The 19,869-nt window shown below is 36.8% G+C and carries 17 protein-coding genes and 5 pseudogenes; 8 read left to right on the forward strand and 14 right to left on the reverse strand.

Annotated features, from left to right (window positions below; translation table 11 throughout):
* The first annotated feature begins 154 nt into the window (after positions 1-154).
* The gene (locus tag GNF10_RS10730; RefSeq protein ID WP_185607151.1) at positions 155-5,491 is read left to right on the forward strand and encodes an ATP-binding sensor histidine kinase; all 5,337 of its coding nucleotides are present in this window, start codon (positions 155-157) and stop codon (positions 5,489-5,491) included.
* Positions 5,492-5,528: 37 nt separating this feature from the next.
* On the opposite strand, the pseudogene GNF10_RS10735 reads toward GNF10_RS10730, so the two are convergent.
* Positions 5,529-5,702, reverse strand: a pseudogene (locus GNF10_RS10735) (NADH-ubiquinone oxidoreductase-F iron-sulfur binding region domain-containing protein); the annotation flags it as partial.
* Positions 5,695-5,886, reverse strand: a complete 192-nt coding sequence (locus GNF10_RS10740) for a hypothetical protein (RefSeq protein ID WP_185586761.1) — start codon at positions 5,884-5,886, stop codon at positions 5,695-5,697. The gene GNF10_RS10740 and the pseudogene GNF10_RS10735, both read right to left, overlap by 8 nt.
* Before the next feature lie 227 nt (positions 5,887-6,113).
* Between GNF10_RS10740 and GNF10_RS10745 the strand changes: the two genes are divergently transcribed.
* From GNF10_RS10745 to GNF10_RS10755, 3 genes are all read left to right on the forward strand, one after another.
* A complete protein-coding gene (locus GNF10_RS10745) occupies positions 6,114-6,323 on the forward strand; it encodes a hypothetical protein (protein ID WP_185586762.1) in 210 nt (69 codons plus the stop codon).
* Positions 6,268-6,576, forward strand: coding sequence for a transposase family protein (locus GNF10_RS10750; protein ID WP_221643453.1), 309 nt, complete (start codon positions 6,268-6,270; stop codon positions 6,574-6,576). Before GNF10_RS10745 ends, GNF10_RS10750 begins: the two co-directional genes overlap by 56 nt.
* A 323-nt stretch (positions 6,577-6,899) precedes the next feature.
* On the forward strand, positions 6,900-7,097 hold the full coding sequence (locus GNF10_RS10755; RefSeq protein WP_260446294.1) for a hypothetical protein: 198 nt from the start codon (positions 6,900-6,902) through the stop codon (positions 7,095-7,097).
* Between the two features lie 161 nt (positions 7,098-7,258).
* Here the strand turns inward: GNF10_RS10755 and GNF10_RS10760 are convergent, their stop codons facing one another.
* The 7 genes and pseudogenes from GNF10_RS10760 to GNF10_RS10790 form a co-directional block, all read right to left on the reverse strand.
* Complete coding sequence (locus GNF10_RS10760; RefSeq protein WP_185586764.1) at positions 7,259-8,014, reverse strand: TspO/MBR family protein; 756 nt, start codon at positions 8,012-8,014, stop codon at positions 7,259-7,261.
* 188 nt (positions 8,015-8,202) lie between these two features.
* Positions 8,203-8,625, reverse strand: a pseudogene (locus GNF10_RS10765) (nickel-dependent hydrogenase large subunit); the annotation flags it as partial.
* A gap of 44 nt (positions 8,626-8,669) precedes the next feature.
* A complete protein-coding gene (locus tag GNF10_RS10770; protein ID WP_185586766.1) occupies positions 8,670-9,290 on the reverse strand; it encodes a CBS domain-containing protein in 621 nt (206 codons plus the stop codon).
* A 98-nt stretch (positions 9,291-9,388) separates the two neighbouring features.
* Positions 9,389-9,907, reverse strand: a pseudogene (locus GNF10_RS10775) (oxidoreductase).
* A gap of 32 nt (positions 9,908-9,939) precedes the next feature.
* Positions 9,940-10,128: a DUF3122 domain-containing protein gene (locus GNF10_RS37840; protein WP_311774148.1), complete on the reverse strand. Its 189-nt coding sequence runs from the start codon at positions 10,126-10,128 to the stop codon at positions 9,940-9,942.
* Positions 10,110-10,491 (reverse strand): annotated as a pseudogene (locus GNF10_RS37845) (2Fe-2S iron-sulfur cluster-binding protein); the annotation flags it as partial. The gene GNF10_RS37840 and the pseudogene GNF10_RS37845, both read right to left, overlap by 19 nt.
* 355 nt (positions 10,492-10,846) lie before the next feature.
* Positions 10,847-11,497 carry a DUF938 domain-containing protein gene (locus GNF10_RS10790; protein WP_185586772.1) on the reverse strand — a complete coding sequence of 217 codons (651 nt, stop codon included), beginning with the start codon at positions 11,495-11,497 and terminating at the stop codon, positions 10,847-10,849.
* A gap of 203 nt (positions 11,498-11,700) precedes the next feature.
* Between GNF10_RS10790 and GNF10_RS10795 the strand changes: the two genes are divergently transcribed.
* A complete protein-coding gene (locus GNF10_RS10795) occupies positions 11,701-12,753 on the forward strand; it encodes a J domain-containing protein (protein ID WP_185586774.1) in 1,053 nt (350 codons plus the stop codon).
* A gap of 505 nt (positions 12,754-13,258) precedes the next feature.
* Positions 13,259-13,708 carry an Hsp20/alpha crystallin family protein gene (locus GNF10_RS10800; protein WP_185586776.1) on the forward strand — a complete coding sequence of 150 codons (450 nt, stop codon included), beginning with the start codon at positions 13,259-13,261 and terminating at the stop codon, positions 13,706-13,708.
* 176 nt (positions 13,709-13,884) lie between these two features.
* On the opposite strand, the gene GNF10_RS38490 is transcribed toward GNF10_RS10800, so the two are convergent.
* From GNF10_RS38490 to GNF10_RS10810, 3 genes and pseudogenes are all read right to left on the reverse strand, one after another.
* Complete coding sequence (locus GNF10_RS38490) at positions 13,885-14,046, reverse strand: hypothetical protein (RefSeq protein ID WP_260445918.1); 162 nt, start codon at positions 14,044-14,046, stop codon at positions 13,885-13,887.
* A gap of 25 nt (positions 14,047-14,071) precedes the next feature.
* A pseudogene (locus GNF10_RS39475) lies at positions 14,072-14,353 on the reverse strand (DUF3011 domain-containing protein); the annotation flags it as partial.
* 154 nt (positions 14,354-14,507) lie between these two features.
* On the reverse strand, positions 14,508-15,215 hold the full coding sequence (locus GNF10_RS10810) for a hypothetical protein (RefSeq protein ID WP_260445919.1): 708 nt from the start codon (positions 15,213-15,215) through the stop codon (positions 14,508-14,510).
* Between the two features lie 683 nt (positions 15,216-15,898).
* Here GNF10_RS10810 and GNF10_RS10815 point away from each other — a divergent pair.
* A complete protein-coding gene (locus GNF10_RS10815) occupies positions 15,899-16,783 on the forward strand; it encodes a pirin family protein (protein ID WP_185586781.1) in 885 nt (294 codons plus the stop codon).
* A 69-nt stretch (positions 16,784-16,852) separates the two neighbouring features.
* Positions 16,853-18,238, forward strand: coding sequence for a Rieske 2Fe-2S domain-containing protein (locus tag GNF10_RS10820; protein WP_185586777.1), 1,386 nt, complete (start codon positions 16,853-16,855; stop codon positions 18,236-18,238).
* Positions 18,239-18,329: 91 nt separating this feature from the next.
* Here GNF10_RS10820 and GNF10_RS10825 read toward each other — a convergent pair whose 3' ends face one another.
* Together GNF10_RS10825 and GNF10_RS10830 are read right to left on the reverse strand one after the other, a co-directional pair.
* Positions 18,330-18,695: a DOPA 4,5-dioxygenase family protein gene (locus GNF10_RS10825; protein WP_185586778.1), complete on the reverse strand. Its 366-nt coding sequence runs from the start codon at positions 18,693-18,695 to the stop codon at positions 18,330-18,332.
* 347 nt (positions 18,696-19,042) lie between these two features.
* A complete protein-coding gene (locus tag GNF10_RS10830) occupies positions 19,043-19,579 on the reverse strand; it encodes a universal stress protein (RefSeq protein ID WP_185586782.1) in 537 nt (178 codons plus the stop codon).
* Positions 19,580-19,869 lie beyond the last annotated feature (290 nt).

Raw genomic sequence — 19,869 nt, forward strand, 5'->3', positions numbered from 1 at the left:
CATTATTGAGGTTGCTAAAACCTAGACTAGTTCGGAAGCCGATACATTTTTAAAGTTTGTTATAAAACCTACTTTAAAAATGTATTTATTATTCTCTGAATAATAAAAATGTTAGTTGAAACTTTGAAATGTTATTCAAATATTAGTATTACCAATGATTACATTATCTAATTACCAAATTATAGAACTAATTGACGAGGGGATTAAAACTGCCGTTTATCGAGCTAGGAGAAATCAAGATGGTCAAATAGTAGTTATTAAGCTTTTAAAAACAGAATACCCTGAGCTAAGAGATATAGCAGCCTTCAAACATGAATATGAACTCATCAAAAATTTAGATATTTCAGGAGTTATTCAAGCTCATAGTTTAGAAAAATACAACAATGGTTTTGCTATTGTTTTAGAAAATTTTGATGGCATATCTCTCTACAAAACTATACAGACAGAAAAAATTGAGTTACGAAATTTTCTCAATGTAGGCATTCAAATTACTCAAGCTTTAGGTGAATTACACCAAAGTTATATTATCCATAAAGATATTAAACCACAAAATATTATTGTTAATTTAGCAACTTGTCAAGTTAAAATCATTGATTTTTCTATCTCATCATTGCTTTTTCAAGAGAAACCAAAACTCAGTAATCCTGGTTTGCTTGAAGGAACTCTAGCCTATATGTCTCCAGAGCAAACGGGAAGAATGAATCGGTCAGTTGATTACCGTACAGACTTTTATTCCTTGGGTGTAACTTTTTATGAAATGCTCACAGGTCAGTTACCATTCTCAGCAACCGATCCAATGGAGTTAGTTCATTGTCATATTGCTAAACAACCCATAGCAGTAGAACAATTAAATCCACAAATCCCTCAAGTAATTTCTGCAATTATTATGAAATTACTCAGCAAAACTGCTGAGGGAAGATATCAAAGTGCTTTTGGGATTAAAGCGGATTTAGAAACCTGTCTCGATCAATTAGAGCAAACTAACTCTATAACCAAGTTTGCTATAGGTCAGCATGATCATTCTAGCCAACTGCAAATTCCCGAAAAGTTGTATGGACGAGAAGCAGAAATAAATATCTTAATGAATGCTTTTGAAAAAGTTAATCAAGGAAATAAAGAATTAATATTGGTTGCAGGTTACTCAGGTATTGGAAAATCAGCATTAGTTAACGAAATTCATAAACCTGTTATCAAACACAGAGGCTATTTTATTGCTGGTAAATTTGAGCAATTTCAACGCAATATTCCTTATGCTTCACTGATTCAAGCATTTCAAGAGTTAATGCAGCAATTACTGACAGATAGTGAAGCACAATTATCTACTTGGAAAGAAAAACTTTTAGAGGCTTTAGTCCCGAATGCTCAAATTATTATTGATGTCATTCCTGAACTAGAACTGATTATTGGGAAACAAACAGAAGTCCCACAACTAGCTTCAGCAGAAGCACAAAATCGCTTTAACTTGGTTTTTCAAAAGTTTATCAATGTGTTTGCTCAAAAAGAACATCCATTAGTTGTATTTTTAGATGATTTACAATGGGCAGATTTAGCTTCATTAAAATTAATTCAGTTATTGATTACAGATGCTGAAATTCAATATTTATTGCTCATAGGAGCTTATCGAGATAATGAAGTTGATGCTAGCCATTCTTTAATGCTAGTTTTGCAGGAAATTGAAAAAAATAGTAGCAATGTCCAGATTGTCCACTGTCAAAATCTAAAAATTACTCATGTTTGTCAATTAGTTAGTGACACTCTAAAATCTAATTTAGAGAACTCCAAAGAATTAGCAAAATTAATTTTCAATAAAACGGCTGGCAATCCATTTTTTATCAATCAATTACTCAAGTTTGTTCATCAAGAAAAATTACTTTTATTTGATTTTATTACTGCTCAATGGCAATGGGACATTCAGCATATTCAGATGCTAGGAATTACTGATAACGTTGTTGAATTAATGATAGGTAAAATTCAAAAGCTCAAAGATAGTACACAAAATATTTTAAAAATAGCCGCCTGTATTGGCAATCGATTTAATTTAAATATACTTTCTTGTGTTAACGAAAAATCTCCTAATGACACAGCTTTAGAGATTTGGGAAGCATTACAAGCTGGTTTAATTCTACCTTTAAGCGATAATTATAAACTACCACACTTATTAGATTATGTTGATATTTTTGTAATTGATTATAAATTTCTTCACGATCGCGTGCAACAAGCGGCTTATGCTTTGATACCCAATGAGCAGAAGAAGGAGATTCACTTAAATATTGGTAGACTGCTATTAAAGAATATAGACGAAAGTTTACTAGAAGAAAGAATCTTCGATATTGTTAACCAATTAAATATCGGTATCGAACTGATTACCTCTCCAGAAGAAAGATATAAATTAGCTAAGTTAAATCTTATTTCTGGACGGAAAGCTAAAGATTCTGCTGCTTACGAATCTGCTGTAAATTTTCTAAGGCAAGGTCTAAGTTTACTTGCAATTGATTGTTGGCAAAACTATTATGAATTAACTCTTAATCTCTATGTAGAAACCGTAGAGGCAGAGTATTTAAATACAAATTTTGATCAAGCAGAAGCATTATTTCTCAGTGTTATAAGCAATGGTAAAACTATTCTTGATGCGGTTAAAGTATATGAAAAAAAAATTCAGTTTTATGTTGCTCAAAATCAAATGCGAGAAGCATTAGATTTAGATTTGCAGGTGCTAGAGATGCTGGGAGTTTCTTTATCTCAAACTCCACCAGCAGAGTTAAAAGTTGAAGAATTAGTCAATCTGCCAGAAATGACTGATGCTCATAAGCTAGCTGCTATGAGGATACTAATGACAGCTATGCCTCCCGCTTATTTAGCTGATCCTGCACTTTTACCATTGATTGCTTTTACGATGGTTGATTTATGTGTGCAGTATGGCAATTCATCTTTTGCAGCTTATGCCTATGGTTTTTATGGGCTAATTTTATGTGGGCCTCTTAAGGAGATTGAATCAGGTTATAGATTTGGTAAATTATCTTTACAGATTTTAGATAAATTCAACGCTAGAGAAATAAAATCTAAAGTTTATGCACTATTTAATATTTTTGTTAGACATTGGAAAGAACATATTAAAGCAACTATAGAACCTTTACAAGATGGTGTTCAAAGTGGTTTAGATACAGGTGATATTGAGTATGTGGGTTACAATGGACTATTAGTTTGTTGGCATCCTTTTTGGATTGGAGAAAACTTAGAGATTGTTGAACAAAGACTAGAACAATATATTAATTTAGCACACAAGATAAAGCAAGAGCATTTTACTATTTGTTTGCTTATTTTAAAACAAATGCTAATCGAACTAGTTCAAGGAACTGATAATGAATATTACTTAGAAGGTGATAGTTTTAATGAATCTGTAATGCAGAGAATGGCAGGAAATATTACAGCTATCTTTTATAGCTATCTTGCTAAAAGCATTTTGAGTTATTTCTTTAAAGATTATAGCCAGTCTGTTAAAAATGCTCAATTAGCACAACAGTATGAAGTTGCTGTTGGTGGGACTGTTTATCTATGTGAATATAAATTTTATTATTCTCTGGCATTATTAGCCTTCTTTTTAAAGACTACTTCTCAAACAGATATAAAAGCTGATATAGAGATAGTAGAACAAAATCAAAAACAATTAAAACAATGGGCAGATCATGCACCTGTAAATAATCAGCATAAATATGATCTAGTAGAGGCAGAAAAAGCACGATTTTTAGGACAAGTCTTAGTAGCAATGGAACACTATGATCGCGCCATTCAAGGCGCTCATAATTTTGGATATATTCATGAAGAGGCACTAGCTTATGAATGTGCAGCAGAATTTTATCTTAGTCTAGGAAGAAATGAATTTGCCTCACTATATATGACAAAGGCACATTATGGTTATCGCCGTTGGGGAGCAAGTGCTAAATTTAAGGATCTGGAATCAAAATACCCAGAATTAATTGCTAAGGTTTCCACTCAGTATCAAATAGGCTTTACAAGTAATACTATTACTACCTCTACTGCTAATGAAAAGTCAAGCGGACTAGACTTTATTACAGTTATTAAAGCATCACAAGCTTTATCAGAAGTAATTTTATTGGAAAGTTTGCTAGAAAAATTAATGACAATTGTAATTGAGAATGCTGGCGCTCAAACTGGTATCTTGCTTCTAGATAAAGGAGGAAAGTTATTTATTGAGGCTCAAGCAGATGTAGACCAAGATGATTTAACTGTTGGTCAATCAATACCAGTCGAAAATAGTCAGAAATTGCCTATATCTGTAATTAATTATGTCACAAGAACAAAAAAAGATGTGGTTTTATCTGATGCCAGTAGTGAAGGAAGTTTTACTATAGACCCGTACATTATTGAGCATCGTATAAAATCTCTTATGTGTACTTGTATTGTGAATCAAGGCAAACTAATTGGCTTACTTTACTTAGAAAATAATATAACAGTGGGAGCATTTACGTCGGATAGAATACAAGTATTAAAAATCCTATTTTCGCAAGCAGCTATTTCCTTAGAAAATGCCCAACTCTACGCCAATTTAGAGGAAAAAATTGAGGAAAGAACGAGAGAGATAAATGAAAAAAATTTGCGATTAAATCAAACACTGCATGAATTAAAATTGGCTCAAGCTCAACTTATTCAAACAGAGAAAATGTCCAGCTTGGGTCAAATGATTGCTGGCATTGCTCATGAAATTAATAACCCTGTAAGCTTTATTCATGGCAACTTAGATCACATTAATAATTATACACAGGATTTACTTAGTTTAATTAATATTTATCAAAATGTATACCCCAATGTAGCACCAGAGATTGAAGAGTTTTTAGATAATATTGATATTGAATTTATTAAAGAAGATATACCTAAAACTTTATCTTCGATGAAAATTGGTACGCAACGTATTCGAGAAATTGTGCTGACATTGCGTAATTTCTCTCGGTTAGATGAGGCCGATATGAAACCTGTTAACATTCATCAGGGAATTGAGAGTACGCTACTAATTTTGCAAAGCCGTCTTCAAGCCAAACCAGGTAAGCCTGCAATTGAAATTATCAAAAATTATAGTGAGTTGCCAAATGTGGAATGTTATGCTGGGCAACTCAATCAGGTATTTATGAATATTCTGAATAATGCGATTGATGCTTTAGAAAGGTCAAATCACGAGACAACAGCAGAGGAAATTAAGAGTGATTGTAGTGCGATCGCTATTCGTACCCAACTAGTCAATCCTGATTTAGTCGCTATTTTCATTAGGGATAATGGGGTTGGTATGAGTGATAGTGTTATACAAAAAATATTTGATCCTTTTTTCACTACTAAACCTGTGGGACAAGGTACTGGTTTAGGATTATCAATCACTTATCAAATTGTAGTAGACAAACATCACGGGACAATAGAATGTATTTCTGCACCTGGACAGGGTGCAGAGTTTATTATTCAAATTCCCTGTCGGCAAAAGCGGTAATCTAGCATAAAATAACGCGATGTACGACCTATTCTTGTCATGTAATGGGTTTGTCGATCAAAGCCAAATACTCATCACGGAAATAACGTAAGGTACTAAATACCGGATTGGGTGCAGACTGACCAAGACCACACAAACTAGTATGCTTCACCATGTCGCATAGTTCTTCCAACAATTCCAAGTCAGCAAGAGATGCTTTACCTTCACTCATCGGGTGTCATCTCCCGTAAGACATGGTAAAGCGCTTGATAACCTTTGGTAGTAATATAAGATTGAATGCGTTCTGGGTCGATTTTGCCACTGTTTTCTAAAACAATCGGCATCTGAGACGTAAAAAATGGATGAGTTAAATCACCTCGTTGAACTGTTGTTTCTCCTCCATTGAGAATAATCATAAACAAACAGAAATTCAAAAAAATAAAGTTCGTCTTATTGCTCCTGGTGGTGGACGTAAATCAGAAATGTCTCCCAAAGAAGGGGTCTATTTATGTCTAGTTTACCTTCGACAAAAACCAAATGAGTGATATTTTGGGTTTGTTATTTAATATATCAAAAGCCCTCATTTAATGATGCTTTTAATTATTGGGTGAAGATTTTGAGAGAGATATTACCAGCTTCTCAAATGGAAGAGGTAGAAAAAGATAGTCAGAAATATCAAGAACTACGTAAAATTCTTTGTGAGCATGAATTGATTGTAGATAGTGCAGAACAAGCTATAGAAAAGCCTGTAGACTATCAAGAGCAAAAACAGCACTACTCTCTCTGGCAAGAAAAAAATGCATACCCTGAAAAACCAGTTTATTGTATTGCCCAACAGAGAAGATATTGTTGACATTTATATTGAAAGCTTAGGAAAAACAAGTGATATTAATTTATTCCGAGAAACACAAGGTAAATTTGATTCTGAACAAAAATTTATTGTAGATAAAGCTTACATAGGAGAGTCAACAATTACCACGCTTTACAAGAAACCGAGGAAGAAAGAAATTTCGGAATCACAAAAAAAAGAAAACCAGCAGTTATCGTCTAGAAGAATAGGCGTTGAACAAATGATTATGGAAAATAAAAATATTTCGAGTCGCTAGTGAGAAATTTCGTTTAGCAAGGCACAAGTATAGCCAGGTAATTATGACCGTTTGTGGGTTAGTCAGGCTACGACTTAATTGTTTACTTTCACTAGCTATTAATATTTAAATTTGTTGGTAGCAAATAAATTTTATCTCTACCAATATTTTTGCACCTAAACTGATAATTTAGCCGTAATTTATGCTCAAATCCCTATTCTTTCGTATACCTAATCTAGCGTAGGTGCAGCCCGCCGCAGGCATCGCACATTGCATTATAATGGCTGAAATCCATTTGCCGTATACATTTACCATTTTCGGATAAGTCTATTTGGTTTGCAGCGATGGGTGTATGTTCAATGGCGTTTAATATCAATGGGTTGAAGTTTAATCATTCCATCTTAGATAGTCGAGGGGAAGTAATTAGAACCAACGTTGATATCCTGAACCGTGCCAATCTCGCTATAAATGCAATGCACGCTCCTAACGTCCATAATTTTCCTTTAGTTTTGTCTAGCGGTCAACCTATTCCAGTTAGTTAAAGATTGCATCCATCCATTTTTATAGTGGTTTTAAACCTGCCTGTAATTCTGGTATTAGTCAATATTGCAGGCAGGTTTTTCATCAGAAGAATTTTGAATGCGGTACTAAAAAGTCAAGGGATCTTTTTCCTTGCTTTCATACCAAGATGAATTTTGGGTATTTATTTCTCCAGAGGTGTTAGTTTTAAAGGATACAATGGCTCAAATCCATTTAATTGCCAAATTCTAAATACCAATACAGCAGCTACAGTTAGCCATACACAAGAAAATGATAAAGTCATTCCAGCTACAGGATTAGTTTGCCAATAAATTGCCGTCACTACTACAGCAGATAACCAAGGGCCTAAAATAACTACAGGAACAGCAGCACCTAATCTCCGTTCTACAGTAAAAATTGTATTCCAAGTATCCCCTAAAGCCAGATGTACCACAAACAAAATTAAAGGCAGCACTAAAAATTGATGATTCATTTGCTGCCAAACCAATATAGAAGAAATTACCCGCAAAACGGCAATTATCATCCAAACTATGGGAAATACTAAAGGTGGAGGAGACCATCTTGGTCTAATTACCTGGTCATAAGTCTGGCGAGAACGGGTATTATCTAAAAGAGAAAAAATTCGTGAACGGATACTTAAGAGAGCAAAAAGTAATCCAGTCAATAAAGTGCTAAACCAACTGGGAAAAGAAGAATTGCTATCAATTAACATTACTAATTTTTCCATTCCCAGTAAGACGAGAATCATAACTACTATTTGTAGGATAGTTCCTAGTGTGTAAACTAAAATTGCTCTGATATCTAGTTCTTGTGTAGTAGCTATTGATGTATCTCGATACTGTTGTTGATTCCCAGCTTTTACCCCCATCACTGTATTGACAAACTGTTCAAGCATTCCACTATTATTGGATTGATTCATAATTAAGAGATTGTGCCTAGTTTGTAATTAGTAACAATAGGTGATTATATCGCTATTCTATTACTCTAGGCAAAGGAAAATAAGAATTCTTTAGATTCAGAGGTATCTGGAATAGAATCTCCTATTCGATTCATTAATTCAGTTATCGAAACAGAATTCAGGAGTCAGGAGCGAGAATTCAGAATAGATTAATCTCGCCAAACTTCATTTACAATATTCCCATTTGTCCCAATTAATTGAATATGTAAAGGCATTTGTCCTGCCGCATGAGTTGAACAACTCAAACAAGGGTCAAAAGCTCGAATTCCTGCCTAAATTCGGTTTAACATCCCTTCAGCAATTTCTGAACCGTGAATAGAATGTCGGGCAATTTGCGCGACTGTAGGATTCATTGCTAGATTGTTCTGACCTGTGGCAATTACTAAATTTACTTTCTGAAGTAACCCATTTTCATCACTTTGATAATGGTGAAATAATGTACCGCGTGGTGCTTCACTTACACCTACTCCTTCTAATTGGTTGATGCCAGCATCAGCACGCAATCTTTTAGATATTAAATCTGGGTCATCTATTATAATTTCTATGTGTTCAATGCAAGCCAGAATTTCAACCGGGTAACTGGGTCGATGATTACTTTTTTCATAACTATCTCAGGTCAACCACTAGACCAGTTGTCATAAATTCCTTTAGCTTCTGGATATTCATCGCAGTATTCTTCAAAGGCTGTTTTCATGACTTTCTCCGCCCTTTGATATGCGATCTCGGCTTGTAATTCCTCGATCGCATCCCAAGCAACAGCACATTCTTCTGAATGGATACCTTGACGATCGCAAATGACACGAGCTTTTTTAATTTCGTCCTGAAGTTGTTGTTCTAGCAGAAAAGTATGGGATTGCTCAAGAAAGTTAATATTAGCTAGAATGTCAACCAGGGAAATGATACCCAGTAGTTCGCCCTGAATAACGGGCGCTCTCTGCAAATTATGGTCAGCAAATAACCGCGCTACGTATTCTAAGGCAAGTTCAGGATTGACAACGATACAAGGCTTGGTCATCACTTCATGAACACGTACACTAAAGGGATCTTTACCATAAGCAATCACTTTATATACAATATCTTTCTCAGTAATCATGCCGTAGGCATCGTGTTCATGGCGGCGATCTACAACCAGCGCTTTCCAGTCCCTTGCTCTCAAAAGTCTAACTGCTTCAGCCACTGTTGCTGAACTGTGAATTGTAGCAACATCTCTAGTCATAATGTCAGATGCTTTCAACATAATTGCTTCTAAAATTATTTTGTGATTGCCTCTCTTTCAACTTAGATAAAGAATCTGAGTAACTTGTGAAGTTAACCAAACTTGATAAATTCACGTCCTTATAACTGTGGTTTTCTCCCCTTAAGAGTGCCTCTAACACTGCTTTAATCTGAGTTGCTGAGGGTGGACAAACTGGCAAATAAATATCAACTGGGACTACTGTATGCACTGGTATCACCCGATCTAGTAAGGTTGGTACAATACCAGGCTCATGGGGAATAGTACCGTGAATATCTGCTGCTTCGATGTAACAACGTTGCAGAACAGGTTCGGCACTACCTAAAGGATTGCGTAAAGCAGTAACATTACCAGTAACAGCACAATCACCAAAAGAGACAAGAATGTGCGATCGCTCTCTTAACTATCTGAATTATTTGCAAGTGATCTTCATTAGCAACTGCACCCTCAACTAACACTACATCTACCCCTGGGGGATATTCTTTAGCATCAGCAAAGGGACTATAAACTAAATCTACTTGTGCTGCTAAATCAATCAGCCATTCATCCAAATCGAGAAAAGACATGTGACAGCCAGAACAACCGCCTAGCCAAACTGTTGCTAATTTTAAACGAGTCATTTTATTTTTTCAATGAATTTTGACCTTAGCACTCAGGACTTTAGTGCAATTTCTTGCCATTCCTGCACGACATGTTTTGGGATTGAAAGATTGATAAAGTGTTGTTTACCTACAGGTATACCAATCAACAATTCTTGAGTTGACAATTGAGGCAAAACATCTTTGAAGTTATACTGAGCGATGGTTATCGACTTTGCGATCGGGGATAATGATAATCTAATCGCACATGATCCATACATTGCCAAGTCTTGCAATTCGCAATTATTGTTAGCTACGGAGACCGAGCAAATGTGATTCCCTTCAGCAAATAGCATTTCTATAATGGTGCGACGATGTTTTTACAGGCGATCGCTATTTGTTTGGACTTCCATACCCTCAGCAACTTTTGTTACACAAGCAGGTTGGAGTTTATTACTCCCAGCAATTTCTACTAAACAAAGCCGACAAGCGCCAACATCTTCAACTCCTTGCAAGTGGCACAAAGTAGGAATGTGAATCCCTGCATCTTGCACCCCTTGGAGAATAGTTTCCTCCTCACGGGCGCTAATAAGTTTGTCGTTGACTGTTAAAGTTTTGACTGACATTGCCTCTAGCCTCAATCAGAATGAGCCTTTCGCTTCTGGAATGCCCTGAGTCTTGAATTGTAGACAAATAGTTTGAGGAACTTGTGAATAGCTTGGATAGTTTTGTGATCAATTCCTTTCCAAGCTATAGGAATCCGCTTTGATTTTTGTATCCCTCACCGGAGCGTAGCCATACTTACTTGCGTGGGAAGGAAAGAGGCAAGAGGGCTTTTTGAGTTGTACGGAGTTTTTTCAAAAATCAAATACGAGTCCTATATGTAGCCTTGAGATAGCAAAGCAGAAAGTAGCCAGAAAATTCACATATCTGCAATTATTTTGAATTGAATTATATCCACTAAGAAATTATTTCCAAGAATTATTCATTAGCGGCACGTTCAAACACTACTGAAAGATTATTGGCTGGCATTTGGTAAATTTGTTTCAAGATGAAATGTTCTGCCCTAGCTGCTGCCACTACATCATCCAAGTTCCGCACACCCCATTCTTGGTTTTGGGTGTGTAAATATTCGTCAAAAGCTGCATTACTCGCTGCTGTATGTTCTCCACCTTGTTTGAAGGGCCCATACAAATAGAGGATACCTCCTGCTTTTAGGATACGGCCTGCCCCTGCCATTAGCCCCAAACAGGCTGACCACGGTGAAATGTGAATCATATTAATGTTGACGATCGCAACTATTGGCTCCTTATCAAGCCACTGAGTTACTTCCCCTTTCTCCACTGCCCAAACTGGCTCTCTAACATCTAGCTCAAGCGGTGAATAAACGTTATCACAGGCATTGTGTTCAGTCCATGCACTAATGCTGGCTCGTAACTCTAAATTTGCATCTGTTGGTAGCCACAGGCGAGGACTTAGCCTGGATGCGAAAAAGACTGCGTGTTCACCAGTACCACTTGCTATTTCTAAAATAGTGCCACTTTCGGGTAATACCTGCAAAAGTATTTCTAGAATTGGTTCTCGGTTTCGCTCAGTTGCTGGTGCGTATTGTCGTGCGTCTTGTGGTGTCATTCTTATCGTGATATTTTATAATTTTTCTCGCATAGTGCGCTTCTCGATAGTAACAATATAGATGATGTGGCCTATGTCCATTACAGTAATTCTTGACAAAAACGTACCCACAGTTCATGTATTATCACTAGATACGTTCTTTTCGCATTGACGAAACAACTTTGGCAATTACATTTTAAACCTTAAACTTACAAACGTGTTTCATGGCTCGCAAAAAATCACTTCCATTACAATCAACTGAAGTAACTCCATTAGCACTCTCTCAATTACATATCCGCTTGGAGTTTTTGGAAGCAGAACATAAATCGCTACTTAAACAGATTAAAAGAAAGCGAACAGAATTGAATAATTTTGTCGAGCAAATGCGAACTTTTGCCACAGAAATATTTCATCAAGCTAGTCCCCACGTTCAAAAAATGGCTGAGTTAGACCGAGATATTCATGCTCTATTTGATGAAATTTTTACCACTAGAAAGTTTGGCAAACAAACCATCAAAAATATAGAGGCAGTTTACCTTGAACTCCAGTTGACAGGGATTATTAGTCCAAATGCGAATCGTAAACAATTCAATACAGAGTTAAACGAACTATTTAATAATTCCGAACCCGAATCAGATTTTTCAGAGAAAGCGGCTGAAGATAGTCATCAATATTGGCAAGCACAACAGTCTGTAGAAGAATCTCCCTCTGTAGGAAGAACAGAGGATAAGAGAAAAATTCGGGAAACATTTCTCAGATTAGCTGAAATCTTTCACCCTGATAAGACAAGAGACAGCGAGACACAGATATACCATACAGAAATCATGAAATCAATTAATAAAGCTTACCAAGAAGGAGATTTGGCAAGACTTTTAGAAATTGAGCGAATTCAGCAGGTAGGAGAAGTTATTGATTTTAATAACGAGGATGATTTAACTCGCAAATGTCGAACTATAGAACAGCAAAATCAAATTCTCATCACTCAATATGAAAACTTGAAACTGGAACTACGTTTAGTAAAAAATACTCCAGAAGGAACTATGGTAAGTGATTCTCGTAAAGCTGCTAAAAAAGGCATTAACTCTATATCTTTGATGCTAAAAACAATAGAATCTCAAATGAATGTTATTTCTCAAATCCGAGATTTTGTCAAGGATTTTAGAGAACAGAAGATCACTATCAAAGAATTTCTCGGTGGCCCACCAACTCCACGCTCCTTAGACGAAGAAATCATGGAGGATATTCTTGAACAGATGTTATCAGAATTAATGAGATAGTACAGTTTAACTTAACTGACTCCGAAACTTATGAACACTAATAGTTAATAAAACAACGGCAAAACCAAGCAATGCTAGAACGGGTAAGTGCGGAAGCTGGAGTATCTAAATAGACAATATATAGTTTAATGAGTTTGGTACTCGCCCATACAAGCAAAGATTACTAAAAAAATTGAAATTGAACTTAGTTTTGAAGTGGTGCAGTCAGTTCAATAAAGAAAAGTGGGAGCGCTGGGATAACCGTTTAGGTAAAACAAAGTAAAGCTTAGTGTTAAAGCAAATCCCCTTTAACAGCTATTATTCGGTTTACCGAACCGAGAAATGCGAGTAAACCGTAATATCTTTTTTACCGCCTAATCTGGTGTGGGAATCATCCATTATTTGGTGATAATAACCGAATTTACAAGTTTGTTATTTATCAATAATATGGAAATCATCAAGGCAAGGATTTAAATCCAAAGTTGATTGAGCCAAAAACTACTACTGGTACAAAGGATAAATTAATATGTTATTTCGTTACAACTCTGCACAAGATTTGAACGCTTTAGAAAGTTACATCAACGGCCTATTGGGAGACACTAGAGTCCCATCTACACAGTTTGAAAAAGGCTCTGTCAAAGTTCCGGCTGCTGAACTACAAGAAACTGATGATACAATTTATCTGATGCTAGAACTGCCAGGGCTGGAAGCTAAAGACCTAGATATTCAAGTTACAGAAGACACTGTTCATATTAGCGGTGAACGCAAGTCTGAAACCAAAACCCAAAACAATGGCACTACCAAGAGTGAATTCTACTATGGTAAATTCCAACGTGTAATTCCTCTATCTGCTCGGGTTGAAAACACTAACGTCACCGCAGATTATAAAAACGGTATTTTGAATTTGACACTGCCCAAGTCCGAGAAAGAAAAGAACAAAGTTGTCAAGGTTAATCTAGAGCAGACTGCTGCTTAATTGATATTGAGGAAACTAGTCTACCCCCAATAATTGATTGAGATAGCTAAAAGCCCAGTTAAAAAATGACTGGGCTTTTTTATGGAGAAAAAGTCTGGATTTGATGTTTTAATTTACTTCCGTGGGAAGGCAATAGGAAAGAAGGCTTTTTGAGTTGTACGGAGTTTTTTCAAAAATCAAATATGAGTCCTATATGTTGATGAAATACCCAGTTGACTATCTGTTATTTCTGTCATTTCTGTCATTTCTGTCGTTTCTGTCGTTTCTGTCATATCTGTCATATCTGTCATATCTGCCGTTTCTACGACCGCCAACTGAAAACTCAGCTCGACAACCATTTTTCACCCAAATACGATTTCTTCCATAGCCCCAATTTCCTCTACAACTGGCGTTAGACAATTGCCTGACAAGCCTCACTCTACCTGTTGTATTTATCGAACAAGTATTCCTGCGATTATTCTGGCTTGAACAAGTTATTATTTCCTGAGCTGAAGCTGGAGCAGCAACACTCAAAAGTGTACCTGTAGTTAGACTGGCAACCAGAAAGGTGATAGCAATTATGGGAAGGCGCATAATCATATAAAATCTTAGATTTCTTTCAGATTTTAGAGAGAAAAACCATACTTTTATTGTAACGAACTGCATTAATAGTCAATGAATGAAATCAGATTAAATGTAAACAATATTTACATAATTAATCTCATTAAATACAACAGGCTCAAGACTAGCACAAATTAGGGCAAGCGCAGTTGCAGCACTGCCAATTCCACCACAGATAGTAATTACTTTTTTATATAAGTTACCTGTTTATCAAAACACTTTCCCTTAAACTTTTTTGTTTCGTTTTTTGGGAAAACTCCTCAGTTAACAGTAAACTCATAGCCATGACAAATTCAGATGCACTACCAGCAAGTGTACCTACTGTACTTGATGGCAAAGCATTACCAAAAAAGGAAAGTAATGTTCCTAAAAATAACCAAGGCCATTTCAGCCGGAACCAAATACCAATACCAATTAGTAGAACAAAAATATTAACTACAATCGTGATAATTGGCGGGCCACTTAAGTTGGAAACATGATAGCGTAGAATTCCCGCAAACTCTATTGGAACTAGTTCCAGCCCTATATAATGGGTGGCAATATCTATCGCTGCAAGTCCCAATGCAACGATCGCAGATAAAACCCGCATTACTCCATTGGCCCAACAAGCTCCGGCGCGGTGAGCGAGTTCAACACCAATCACAATGAATAGCGGTACAACTAAATAATGTAATAGAAAGCGCAGCATACTGAGAGTTTTCAAAAGCTCTCCTGCACCAATCAAACTTCCTATTGAAAGAATGAGATTGTCATAGCTAATGCTTAATAGCACTATAGGCAACACCATCATTGCGAAGCTAGTTGATTTCTGCCACAGACGAATTGCCCAGCCTATTAACATCCATTCGATCAAGGCAAGACTTAGATGTGTTAGGGGATAAATTATTGACATAAGTAATGTATTCATATAGCTTCATATATTCAAAGCACAAATATTGAGTGCTGAAGCTGATAAAGATAATTTGTACCTGGAATAAAACCTAGAGCCACTTATTCACAAGATTTGTGACTGTAATTACGCTTGAAACTGGTTATTTTGTTGAACCTGTAATTTTTAATGCTAATTAGAGAAAAGATTGCCTCCATCGCTGTACTTCAAAGCTACGATATCAACTAAAAAATGTATTTAATAGTACCCTCAAGGGTACTATTAAGTTGAGTTGTTATTTCATGGCAGCTTCGATTTTTTCTCTTTTCTCTACGAGAAGCTTCCTTACGAAACGCTATATCTGCGCTTAAATGCAATCGTCAGTGCGATCGCTTTTGTCTGAAGCAGCAGACTCAGTTGGAACACCAATAATCTCTCTTTTGGTCTGGCGAAAGGTTAAAGGGTAATAGGGAAAGGTAAATTCAAGCCCTTTCCCTTTCCCTCTTAACCGAAAAGTATTGAAGTGCAAATAGTCCCTTCTAATCGTGTTATGCCTGATTCTCTAAGTTGTTTATCGAAACAGAATTCTGACTGAAGAGGAGCAATGGCGCGAAACGCCAGCCAGAGGCGATCGCACAAACAAATAACTCATAGAGGTTAGCTTTTTTCTGGCGGATCTACTTATAATGATTCCAGCATTCACCAATCACCCCCCATCACTTATGGCAATACTTCAACTGATTGAACCTGAAGTTAAAGATTTGGGTGGGTTTGTTGCCCGCCGCAGTTTGCCATATCTTCATCGTCAAATGGTTGGGCCGTTTATCTTTTTTGATCATGTTGGCCCGTCTGTTTTGCCACCCAACAAAGGTATTGATGTCCGACCACATCCTCATATCAATCTCGCCACCGTAACTTACCTATTTGATGGTGCTTTGATGCACCGCGATAGTTTAGGCACTGTGCAGGAAATTCAACAGGGTGCTGTAAACTGGATGACGGCGGGAAAAGGGATTGTACATTCGGAGCGATCGCCAGACAGCGATCGTCAAAAAGAAACTACCATTCATGGCATTCAAACCTGGGTCGCCTTGCCTGTAGAATACGAAGAAATCGATCCAAGCTTCACTCACTATCCTGCCCAAACCCTTCCTACCTGGGAAGAGAATGGCGCTATCATCAAACTCATTGCTGGACAAGCACTTGGGTACACCTCACCAGTCAAAGTTTTCTCACCTATTCTCTATTTAGATGTAATACTGTCTGCCAATGCTCACTTTACTATCCCCACTGGTTATTCAGAAAGGGCAGTATACAGCGTCACAGAAGGTTTAAGCATTAATGAGCAACCGCTAGAGCCATATCGCCTTGCCATCCTAGAAGCAGAAGATGAAATCAGGGTTTCTGCTGCTGCTCCTGCTCGGTGTATTGTTATTGGTGGTGAACCATTGGGTACACGCTACAAATGGTGGAATTTTGTTTCTAGCCGACCAGAGCGGATAGAGCAAGCAAAAGCCGATTGGCAAGATTGCCGCTTTGCTAACGTTTCAGAAGAAACAGAGTTTATTCCACTGCCAGAAGTGGTGACAGAGGCTAACCCCTTTTAGTACCAGTATGGTGTTGGGGGTATGCGATCGCATACCTAATTAATAAAGTTGAATACATTAGTTAATTTGATGATAACTAGCTTCTCTTGGACTAAACAGTGGTATCCAATAACTCCCGTCAGCTATCTGGAACCCTCTTATCCGACCCCTATCACTTTGCTTGGAAAAAAACTGGTAATCTGGAGAGACAAACATCAAAATTGGGTAGCAATGGATGATATTTGCCCCCATAAATTGGCGCAGTTATCTTTAGGAAGTATCAATGAAAATGGAAACCTAATGTGTCGTCATCATGGTTGGTGTTTTGATGAGGCAGGAAAATGTACAAATATTCCGATGTTGAGTGACGAAAAGGCTTTAAAATCTGCTTGTAATAGTGAGCGATCGCAAGTACCAACATACCCGACTCAAGTGCTACAAGGATTACTATGGATCTGGGCAGATGATAGTCCTACTGCCTTTGAAGATAGCACTACCAAGCAACCTGCCCTGATGCCAGAATCTCAACTTGATAGCTCGTTGACCGATTGGTTTATGTCAGAAGTTCCTGTTGGTTACACTGTCTCTGTTGAAAGTAGTTTTGATCCTTCTCACGCTCAATTTTTGCATAAAGGAATTGCTGGATTTTCTCCAGAAAGAGCTATCCCCATACAACATTTTGAACTATTTGGAGAAATGTCTGCTGAAGATGGTTTTACTTTAAAGCATTCTGGTTACAATATTTTTAACAAAGATATGGATGCGACTAGGAAGTTCACTCCACCCTGTTCTAATACAACAAGCTATAAATATTCTAACGGTAAATCTGCTTTATTTCAGTTGTATTTTGTGCCCACCAAATCAGGTTATTGTAAACAAATTGGTAAGTTTATTGCTGATACCCCTCCACAAAAAGGTAATTTCTGGTTTGAGCTTCTGCCCAAATATTTGCAAACTGGTTTAAAACATTCATCTAGCTATAAGTTGAGTAACCAAGATTTATCAATGATGCACTCCCAAGCTGTTAATGAATCTGTGGTGAATAAAACTTGGCAAAAGTTATATTTTATGCCTTCAGTAGCTGACGTTGGCATTGTTACTTTTCGGAAATGGTTAGATGAATTTGGCGGTGGTAAACCTGCATTGCAGGGAGTAGTAGAAGCACCTTTTCAAGAATTAAGTGATGAGCAATTATACGATATCTGGCACAGACATACAAAGCATTGCCCTAGTTGTCGACAATCTCTAATTTTGATAGATAAAGTCAAAAGTTTTTGTCAAAATTTGACTCTAGGATTGACGATTTTAGCATTGTTACTAATTGTAATTAATCTACCTATAAACATAGTCATCACACCAGTATTACTTGGCATACTAAGTTTAATTTGTAGCTATAAATTAGATTCAATTCGAGAACGCTTTCTCAGCAGCATTCCCAAAAAAGGTTTACCCGTGCTTGAATTATATGAAAATTAACATCAGAAGTTTGTAGTGGACAATTTAGCCCTCATCATCAACTTTCATGCCTTAGCCCATAACTTTTACCCAACAAAGTGCTTTACTTCCCTTAATTGGATGAAGTAGAACTAAGTTGTCGAAGAAACTCAATATTCAAATCTAACTTTTCTCCTAACCAGAGAGAATAAACCGCGTGGTCTGAGACAGCATCGCCTGTCTCAGGGTGGACGAGAATATCTAATCCCTCACGATTAAGCATTAACCAAGGAACGACTTTATCAAACTGATTTGGTAAGAAAGCAACTTGATACATCCCTTTTGGGTGGGGCCCAATAGGCTTGTCAAACCAGCGTCCGAGTTGAACCTCAAATCTACCGCCCAATCCTTCACGTACACGCGCAGCGACATCCCGACTCGCAGCATCGAAGTAAACATGAGCATGAAAACCAGCGATCTCAATGGTATCTTCTTTCATAGATCCACTTTTTGCTCTCAACTCTAATTTTGGGTAGAGGACTTTTTCTTTTTCACTGAAAAAGCGATGTCTACGACAAGCTACGCCTACGCTCAATTTTAGCCTAATACCGTGCAGTTAAGGATAGTCTGTAGCGATTTAACTCTATAGAGGCCATTAATTGAGGTAATTGGGTAGTTGAGAATAAACCAAATTCTGAATTTGGCTGGCTAGGATTTATGTAATATTAGTAGTCTATCAAGTTTAAATTGATGGTAAGCAAGTTCGTAGTAAGGGCTTTAGTCCTTCTCTTCTAAACCCTAAAATCCTTACTACAAACCCTCAAAAGTAGTTTGACAAAGTAGTAATTAGTTCACGCTTAAAGTACTTATAGTTTCTTTGACAACTTCATCTTTTTTAACAGCAGATGAAAGATGCACAACATGAACCGAACAAGAAGCATGGTGAAGAACGTAGTTACTCACACTACCGAGAAATAGTTCCATTAGTCCAGAATGACCCCGCCGCCCCATAATAATTAGGTCAGCGCCATAACTATGGGCTAAGTCACAAATAATTCTGCCAGGATTACCAACATTTTGTGTAAATTCTGTAGTGACACCTGCTGTATTAGCTTGGGCACAGAAAGATTGCAACATTTGGATTCCCAAATTTTTAAAGGTATCCCACTGCTTTTGGTATAACTCAAAGCTTTGACTAGTCAATCCTGGATAGTAGTCAAAACTAGACATCATAGGTAGGTAAGGGCTACCCTCTTCTTCTGGAGATAGGACATGGACTAACATTAAGCTAGCTTGTGTTAACTTTGCTAAACTCAATGCTTCTTCAAAAACTTGTTGCCCTATTTCCGAACGATCTAATGCAACTAAAATCTTTTTAAACATCATAATAGACCTCCTAGTTCATTGGTAATTGGTCTTTACTGTTTCAGATTTACAAATGCTGGATTGTCAAAAATGACTCATCCCTCAACTATGTTTAGCGATTTTTGAATTTAAATATTCTTAAAGGTTTTCGCCCCGTATTTATATATATAGCAAAACAATTTGAGGAACTTGTGAGGAAAGCAAGCAAGTATCTTTGATTAACAGTGAGCATCCCGTTTTGGAAGATACATCTTTCTTTGGAATGCTTTAATATTTTGTTTATTTGACTAGATTTGAGTTTTTAAATT

It is taken from the genome of Nostoc sp. UCD121 (assembly GCF_014222285.1).
Classification (GTDB): Bacteria; Cyanobacteriota; Cyanobacteriia; order Cyanobacteriales; family Nostocaceae; genus Nostoc.

Coding starts and splice junctions, on each gene's coding strand:
- GNF10_RS10730 (WP_185607151.1), top strand. CDS start 155: ATGATTACATTATCTAATTACCAAATTATAGAACTAATTGACGAGGGG.
- GNF10_RS10740 (WP_185586761.1), bottom strand. CDS start 5,886: ATGATTATTCTCAATGGAGGAGAAACAACAGTTCAACGAGGTGATTTA.
- GNF10_RS10745 (WP_185586762.1), top strand. CDS start 6,114: ATGGAAGAGGTAGAAAAAGATAGTCAGAAATATCAAGAACTACGTAAA.
- GNF10_RS10750 (WP_221643453.1), top strand. CDS start 6,268: ATGCATACCCTGAAAAACCAGTTTATTGTATTGCCCAACAGAGAAGAT.
- GNF10_RS10755 (WP_260446294.1), top strand. CDS start 6,900: ATGGGTGTATGTTCAATGGCGTTTAATATCAATGGGTTGAAGTTTAAT.
- GNF10_RS10760 (WP_185586764.1), bottom strand. CDS start 8,014: ATGAATCAATCCAATAATAGTGGAATGCTTGAACAGTTTGTCAATACA.
- GNF10_RS10770 (WP_185586766.1), bottom strand. CDS start 9,290: ATGTTGAAAGCATCTGACATTATGACTAGAGATGTTGCTACAATTCAC.
- GNF10_RS10790 (WP_185586772.1), bottom strand. CDS start 11,497: ATGACACCACAAGACGCACGACAATACGCACCAGCAACTGAGCGAAAC.
- GNF10_RS10795 (WP_185586774.1), top strand. CDS start 11,701: ATGGCTCGCAAAAAATCACTTCCATTACAATCAACTGAAGTAACTCCA.
- GNF10_RS10800 (WP_185586776.1), top strand. CDS start 13,259: ATGTTATTTCGTTACAACTCTGCACAAGATTTGAACGCTTTAGAAAGT.
- GNF10_RS38490 (WP_260445918.1), bottom strand. CDS start 14,046: ATGGTTGTCGAGCTGAGTTTTCAGTTGGCGGTCGTAGAAACGGCAGAT.
- GNF10_RS10810 (WP_260445919.1), bottom strand. CDS start 15,215: ATGAATACATTACTTATGTCAATAATTTATCCCCTAACACATCTAAGT.
- GNF10_RS10815 (WP_185586781.1), top strand. CDS start 15,899: ATGGCAATACTTCAACTGATTGAACCTGAAGTTAAAGATTTGGGTGGG.
- GNF10_RS10820 (WP_185586777.1), top strand. CDS start 16,853: ATGATAACTAGCTTCTCTTGGACTAAACAGTGGTATCCAATAACTCCC.
- GNF10_RS10825 (WP_185586778.1), bottom strand. CDS start 18,695: ATGAAAGAAGATACCATTGAGATCGCTGGTTTTCATGCTCATGTTTAC.
- GNF10_RS10830 (WP_185586782.1), bottom strand. CDS start 19,579: ATGTTTAAAAAGATTTTAGTTGCATTAGATCGTTCGGAAATAGGGCAA.